This window comes from Fulvivirga aurantia, from assembly GCF_009711475.1.
GTDB classification, from domain to species: domain Bacteria; phylum Bacteroidota; class Bacteroidia; order Cytophagales; family Cyclobacteriaceae; genus Fulvivirga; species Fulvivirga aurantia.
Genome location: NZ_SMMD01000756.1, coordinates 1 through 7,341 on the forward strand (window position 1 = coordinate 1; position 7,341 = coordinate 7,341).

General features: G+C 40.6%; 8 protein-coding genes. All 8 read left to right on the forward strand.

The genetic code is table 11. From position 1 onward, the window contains the following. Positions 1–37: 37 nt before the first annotated feature. A complete protein-coding gene (locus E1176_RS09225) occupies positions 38–646 on the forward strand; it encodes a thioredoxin family protein (protein ID WP_155210322.1) in 609 nt (202 codons plus the stop codon). Between the two features lie 84 nt (positions 647–730). After that, a complete protein-coding gene (locus tag E1176_RS09230; RefSeq protein WP_155210323.1) occupies positions 731–1,243 on the forward strand; it encodes a DinB family protein in 513 nt (170 codons plus the stop codon). A 110-nt stretch (positions 1,244–1,353) separates the two neighbouring features. Beyond that, positions 1,354–2,553 (forward strand): D-alanyl-D-alanine carboxypeptidase/D-alanyl-D-alanine-endopeptidase, encoded by a 1,200-nt coding sequence (locus tag E1176_RS09235; protein WP_222933121.1) that lies wholly within the window; start codon positions 1,354–1,356, stop codon positions 2,551–2,553. A gap of 1 nt (position 2,554) precedes the next feature. Further along, positions 2,555–3,625 carry a glycoside hydrolase family 3 protein gene (locus E1176_RS09240; protein WP_155210325.1) on the forward strand — a complete coding sequence of 357 codons (1,071 nt, stop codon included), beginning with the start codon at positions 2,555–2,557 and terminating at the stop codon, positions 3,623–3,625. 3 nt (positions 3,626–3,628) lie between these two features. Continuing rightward, complete coding sequence (locus E1176_RS09245; protein ID WP_155210326.1) at positions 3,629–4,528, forward strand: ATP-grasp domain-containing protein; 900 nt, start codon at positions 3,629–3,631, stop codon at positions 4,526–4,528. Positions 4,529–4,665: 137 nt separating this feature from the next. Next, positions 4,666–5,469, forward strand: coding sequence for an N-formylglutamate amidohydrolase (locus E1176_RS09250; RefSeq protein ID WP_155210327.1), 804 nt, complete (start codon positions 4,666–4,668; stop codon positions 5,467–5,469). Then, the gene (gene hutF / locus E1176_RS09255) at positions 5,466–6,842 is read left to right on the forward strand and encodes a formimidoylglutamate deiminase (protein ID WP_155210328.1); all 1,377 of its coding nucleotides are present in this window, start codon (positions 5,466–5,468) and stop codon (positions 6,840–6,842) included. Before E1176_RS09250 ends, hutF begins: the two co-directional genes overlap by 4 nt. Continuing rightward, the gene (locus E1176_RS09260; RefSeq protein ID WP_222933122.1) at positions 6,839–7,285 is read left to right on the forward strand and encodes a YtoQ family protein; all 447 of its coding nucleotides are present in this window, start codon (positions 6,839–6,841) and stop codon (positions 7,283–7,285) included. The genes hutF and E1176_RS09260 overlap by 4 nt, the downstream gene beginning before the upstream one ends. Positions 7,286–7,341: the final 56 nt, after the last annotated feature.

Below are 7,341 nucleotides of genomic sequence, written 5' to 3' on the forward strand. Positions count from 1 at the left end.
TACTCACTGCTTTTATAAAACCATAAAATCTATTACCATGCTAAAATCAAAATTATTACTAATTGCCTGTGTATTCGTGTTTTTCGCGGGAGCACCCAAAGGCGGGTACCAGGTTGGCGACTCTGTTGATGACTTTGAGCTGAAAAGTGTAGAAGGCGAGATGGTCTCATTGGCCGATTATGAAGATGCAAAAGGATTTATCTTAATATTTGACTGCAACACCTGTCCTTACTCAAAGGCATATTTAGAAAGAATAAAGGAATTACATGCCAAATATGAATCTAAAGGCTATCCTGTAGTAGCCATTCAGCCAAACGACCCAGGAAGATCACCGGGAGACTCTTTCGATGAGATGGTGTCGTATGCTAAAAAGAACAACTATAAGCATGCTTATCTGTATGATGATACCCAGGAAGTAGCTAAGAAGTTTGGTGCAACCAACACACCTCACGTTTATGTGCTTAATAAAGATGATGGTAATTTGGTTGTAAACTACATCGGTGCCATCGATAACAATACCAGAAGTGCAGCAGATGCTGACAAAAAGTATGTAGAAGATGCTGTTGATGCTCTTCTAAAAGGTAAGAAACCAGAAGTTACTAAAACGAAAGCTATAGGCTGTACCATCAAGTGGAAAGCCGCTTAAAAGACAACACATATATGTAATGGAAATGCCTACCTATTTCGTAGGCATTTTTCATTTACTTTTATATTGACTTATATTTAAACCATGCCTCAATTTAACTTCGATTTACCAGAATTCTATCAGCGCTACGTAAATGCGGTTGAGCAAGATGACTTAATTCCAGCACTCATTACAAGTGGTAATGAAACACTCGAACTCATCAGGTCTGTGCAAGAAACATCTGGCGCTTATGCATACGCAGAGGATAAATGGACAATCAAAGAAGTGATCGCCCATATGATCGATGCTGAAAGAGTGTTTGCCTACCGGGCGTTGTGGTTTGCGAGAAATGACAAAACTGACCTGCCTGGATTTAATGAGAATGACTGGGCAGTAGAATCAAATGCCAATAGCAGAAGATTATATAAAATCGCTGAAGAGTACGCCAATGTGCGTGCCGCTACTGTTGACCTTTTCAGCAGCTTCTCAGAAAACATGCTTAAGCGAGTAGGTACTGCAAATGGTCTTCAAATGTCTGCCGAATTGCTAGGTTTTATAATTGTGGGTCATGAAACTCATCACCGCAAGGTGCTATTAGAGCGCTATCTTTCTAATTAATCCTAGAAGTTGTGTAATTTCCCAAAATGAAAATTTTTTGGGGCTTAACCATTTTATTAATTCTAAGTGCTTGCTCTTCCACACGTCAAATCTCACAGGATCTGGCAGCAATGGAGTCCACTTTTCAACATCACTCCGGGTTTGTGCTGTATGACCTGGAAGCTGATAAAAACATCTATCAACGAAACGCAGATAAGTATTTTACCCCAGCCTCAAACACCAAAATCTTAACTTTTTATACGGCTGTCAATATTATTGGAGACTCCATTCCGGCCTATTATTACTTAGAGACTAACGACTCCCTTGTAATCTGGGGTAGTGGAGATCCTTCTTTTTTGTATGGCAACTTACCTCAAGGTAAAATCAATAATCGCCTTCAAGAAATAGATAAGCCCATATACCTGTCCTTTTCAAACTTTGCCGACAACCATTTCGGGCCGGGTTGGGCCTGGGATGATTATTTATATTCATTCTCAAGCGAGAAATCAGCTTTTCCTATTTATGGAAATTACATGACCATTCGAAAGCAAAAAAATACGCCTTATTTAAGTCTCGATGTTGAGTACTTTAAGCCGAACTTCCAGCTGGGAGACTCAATCAGGAAAAGCCAGGTTACCAGGAGCTATGGAAACAATGAAATTGAATACGAGCCGGCATTAAATACTGAGGCTTTCAAACGAGAGGTTCCTTTTCATGCTGATAATGAAACCATCGCGGCATTATTAGCTGACACGCTCAAGAAGCCGGTGAGTATAACGAACCTCTCGCTTCCCAAAGACTACAAAGTGGCTTACAGCATGGCAACAGACAGTGTCTACAAAGTAATGATGCAAGACAGTGACAACTTCATAGCTGAACAATTGCTTCTCGTCTGCTCTGGCATTATTAGCGACTCACTTAAAGTAAAAAAGGCTATAGAATGGGCTCAAGATTCTCTTTTATCAGAAAGCCCTGACCCATTTGTGTGGAAAGATGGATCTGGTTTGTCTCGATATAACCTCATGACTCCTCGGTCTGCGGTCTGGCTTTGGCATCAGTTATACAAGCAATTAGGTCAGGAAAGGCTTTTTGCACTAATCGCTGCTGGTGGATCTAATGGCACTCTCGAAAACTATTATAGATCGGAAGCGCCATTTATTTATGGTAAAACAGGCACGCTCAGCAATAATCACAGCCTTAGCGGGTTCTTAAAAGCAAAATCTGGCAAGATATTTATATTTAGCTTTATGAATAACAATTACCCTGGTGAATCCAGGCCTGTAAAAAAAGAAATGGAGCAATTGCTTCAAAAGATATACAATAACTATTGATATGATAAAAACTTTAACCGTTGCGCTTTCATTACTAACGACTGTCTGTTACGCGCAAACCGATAGCCTGGATATCAAAATTGGCCAAATGCTACTCGTAGGTATGAATGGGCAAGAGGTAGATGATCAGCTACTCAATAATGTAAAGAAAGGCCAGGTTGGAGGCGTAATATTTTTTGAAAAGAATATTACAAAAACTAATAGTTTCATTAATCTCAAGCGCGCTACGTGGACATTGCAAAAAGCTGCCCCCACACCATTATTCGTAGCCATCGATCAGGAAGGAGGAACGGTTAATCGGCTCAAAGAAAAATATAGCTTTCCTAAGTCTGTAACTGCAGAATATCTTGGCGAAACCAACTCATTGGATTCTACTAAATTCTATGCCGAAATAACCGCAAGCACGTTATCGGGCCTTGGTTTTAATGTGAATTTTGCACCAGTCGTAGACCTGTCAATAAATAAAGACAATCCTGTAATTGCAAAATATGGTAGATCGTTTTCTGATGATCCTTCCCAGGTCGTTAAACATGCATCAGAAGTGATTGATGCACACCGAGCTTATAATGTAATCACAGTTTTAAAACATTTTCCAGGTCATGGAAGCTCTTTATCTGATACACACCTTGGCATTGCCGATGTAACTGATTATTGGCAAAAAGAGGAGCTCTCACCATACATAGGCTTACTGGATGCCGAAAAAGTAGATGCGGTCATGACTGCGCACATAGTAAATAAACAACTGGAGCCAGCAGGTCTGCCAGGTACGCTTTCCAGAAAAATAATGACAGGCATTCTAAGAGATAGTCTTGGTCATCGTGGTGTAATTTTCTCTGACGATATGCAAATGCATGCTATAGAAAAGCATTTTGGTCTAGAAAATGCCTTGTTACTGGCTATCGATGCCGGTGTTGATGTATTGATTTTTTCTAATAACATACAAAATAGCGAAGTACGCACTGTTGATACCGTGCATAGCATTATTAGAAAGCTCGTAAAAGAGGGTAAGCTCACTGAGCAAAGAATTAATGAATCTTATGAGCGTATTCTTAAGCTAAAAAGTCGTCTTTAGGCTATGACAAAGTACGATGTCACAATTCTTACCACCCAGGCCTATATAAACCCTCCCGAGGTTGACGATTATATCAACAATGTACTAACAGAGGATCGATTGGTTAAAGAAGCCCTCGAAGCAAAAGGGCTACGCGTTACTCGTGTAAGCTGGGATGATCCCGATTTTGACTGGTCAGGCACCCGATCTGTTTTATTCCGTACGATTTGGGACTATTTCGAAAGGTATAACGAGTTTGAGCCGTGGCTGAAGAGGATAAGTACTTTGACTAAAACAATTAATCCCATCGAGCTTATTTGGTGGAATATCGACAAGCACTACCTTCTCGACCTTGAGCAATGGGGTGTAAATATAGTGCCAACTCTTTATATCACTAAGGGCAGCAAAGAACCTTTAGCAGAATTGATCTCAAAGAGCGGCTGGCAAAATGTAATTCTCAAGCCTGCTATTTCTGGAACGGCCCGCCACACCTATAGGATTAACGCGAGTAAAGTAAGTGCCTACACTGAGCTATACGGCCAATTAATCGCCAATGAGTCAATGATGTTGCAGCCGTTTATAAAGAATATTCTTTCAGAAGGAGAGGTTTCTCATATGGTATTCAATGGAAAATATAGTCACTCAGTATTGAAGCGAGCTGCTGAAGGAGACTTTAGAGTTCAAGACGATTTTGGTGGAAGCGTTTTTGAATATGAGGCTTCTCAGGAAGAAATTGATTTCGCAGAAGGTGTTATTGACAAATGTAAATTGAAGCCTGTCTATGCAAGAGTTGATGTGGTGAGAGATAATAATAATCAATTAGCTGTGGCAGAGTTAGAAGCGATCGAGCCGGAGTTATGGTTTAGAATGTGTCCTACCGCAGCTCAATCATTAGCTACGGGTGTTTGTGATTTTCTTGATTAAATTGCTTTAACGCAAAGTAAACTCTCTATGTGTTTGTTGTTATCTAAATGCTCAGGCTAGTATCTTGATTATTAATAGTGCCTTCTTTATTTATGTAGAGACAAGAATATTTGACCAAAAAATAAGCAAGTAAAATCATGGAACCCTATCATATCATAAAGCCTTCGGGCAAAAAGGTACCAATACTAATTAGTAGTCCTCACAGTGGCACAGCATTCCCCGATGAATTGAAGGAGCATTACGACCAGGAAAAAATACAGGCTCCTGAGGATACTGACTGGTTTATCGACAAGCTGTATGATTTTGCTCCTGAAATGGGTATAACCATGATCACTGCAAAATATAGCCGTTGGGTCATCGATCTTAACCGTGACCCAGAAAGCAGACCCTTGTATGATGATGGTAGAATCATCACCGATTTATGCCCTACCATGAGTTTTTCTGGTAATCCTATCTACAATGAAGATGATCTGCCAGATCGGGAAGAAATTGAGAGGAGAATCAACACGTATTATTGGCCTTACTATAGAAAAATAGAGATCCTGCTCAAGGAGCTCAAAGAGGAGTTTGGTCAGGTATTATTTTGGGACGCACATAGCATTAAACAGTATGTACCTACGATCCGTGAGGAGGTTTTTCCAGATTTGATTTTAGGGGATAACAATGAAAAGACAGCCTCTCCTGAACTGATCAAAGCAGCACTTGAAACACTTGAAGACAGTCGATTAAAAGTTAATCACAACGACCCGTTTAAAGGAGGCCATCTAACACGTTATTTTGGTAAACCAGATCAAAATCAGCATGCGTTGCAATTAGAAATGACAAAAATTAACTACATGGACAACGCTGAAAAAAATTATCATGGTGAGCGTGCCGACATCGTAAGGTCCATTCTAAAAAGTACTTTTGAGTCATTGATCAAAACACTATCAACTAAATGAAGAAGCTCTTTTTTAAAAAAATACTAATAAACGAAGGTTGGCAGAATGATGCCATGATCGAGCTTAATGAAAATGGTCTGATTTCAAACATTGAGTTTAATCAAGAGGCTGCAAATGATGTTGAGATTGTTAATGGCTTTGCAATTCCCGGTTTTCAAAATGCGCATTCTCACGCCTTCCAGTATGCGATGGCAGGGGTGGCTGAGCGTCATGAGCATGCTTCAAATGATGATTTCTGGGCCTGGAGAGAGACCATGTATCAGATTGCACTTACCATGTCTCCCGATGATCTCGAAAATGTGGCAACGATGCTTTATACCGAAATGCTGCGCCATGGATACACGCATGTGGCTGAGTTTCATTATTTACATCATGACAAAAATGGTAAGTGTTATGAAAATATAGCTGAGCATGGGGCTCGTTTAGTTGCTGCTGCAGAAAAAGCAGGTATCAAGATTACTCTAGTGCCGATGTTTTATCAAAAAGGCGGCTTCGGCATGGAAGCGCAACCCAGACAAAAGCGTTTCATTTCCCCGACTAGTCAAGATTATTTTAAGTTATTGGAGGCCTCAAAGGCTGTTTGCTCTAATAGTGATCACGCCACAATCGGTTGGGGCATTCATTCGCTTAGGGCTGTAGAGCCGGGGATAATTAAAGAAACTATTGAATCAGCCCCTCAAAATTTACCTTTCCATATTCATATCTCCGAGCAGAAAAAAGAAGTACTCGATGCACAGGAATATTTGAGAATGAGACCCGTGGAGTGGCTACTAGCCAACACGCCAGTTAATGAAAATTTTCACCTGGTTCACGCCACGCATCTTTCTTTTAAGGAGATACAGGATTTGGCCTCCTCACACGCTCATGTTGTACTGTGCCCTTCAACTGAAGGTAATTTAGGTGATGGTATATTCCCTTTGCGTACTTACCAAAATTTGGGTGGCAAATGGTCGATTGGGACAGACTCTCATGTTGGGCTCAATCCGCTGGAGGAGTTAAGGTTGCTAGATTATGGCCAACGTCTTACCACCCACGGCCGTAATACTTTCGTATCTGAGCAAGAGTCTGATAGTGGCACATACGGCCTAAATCAGGCGCTGCTTTCCGGTCGAAAAGCAATGGGTAACTCTTGCAAGCAATATTTTGGAGTAGGTCAGCCTTTTGATGCGGTGGTTTATAACGCTGATTTTCCTTTGTTTTCAACCTCCTCAAACAAAACCCTCACCTCCACAATTGTTTATTCTGGTGATGCAAGTGCTACCCTGGGCACCATCGTTAATGGAGATTGGGTTATAAAAAACCACATGCACGAGCAATTTGAGGAAATATCTAAAAAGTTTAAAGAGACCATAAAACAACTAAACATACGATGATGCACTTTAACATATTTCTCTCTGGCGAGATTCACAGTTCTTGGAGAGACAACTTAATCCAAAAAGCAGAAAAACTTAATCTACCGGTAGACTTTAGTGGCCCGGTTACTGACCATGACGCTAGCGATAATATTGGAGTAAATGCACTTGGAGATGAACCGCAAAGCTTTTGGAAAGACCATAAAGCAGCTAAAATAAATGCTGTCAGAATTAAAAATGGTATTGAAAATGCCGACCTGGTGGTGATAAAATTTGGTGAAAAATACAGGCAGTGGAATGCTGCATTTGATGCTGGTTATGCTGCAGCTTTAGGCAAATCATACATTGTTATCCACCCTGAGGATTTTACGCATGCACTCAAGGAAGTAGATGCACAAGCTATGGCGGTGGCCAGAGATGAGGATCAGGTGATCGAGATGCTGCAATACCTATCTCAAAAGTAAGAAACAAAAAACCCCTTGAAGACCTTGCTCCAAGGGGTTAATCGTTGTCTATAGTT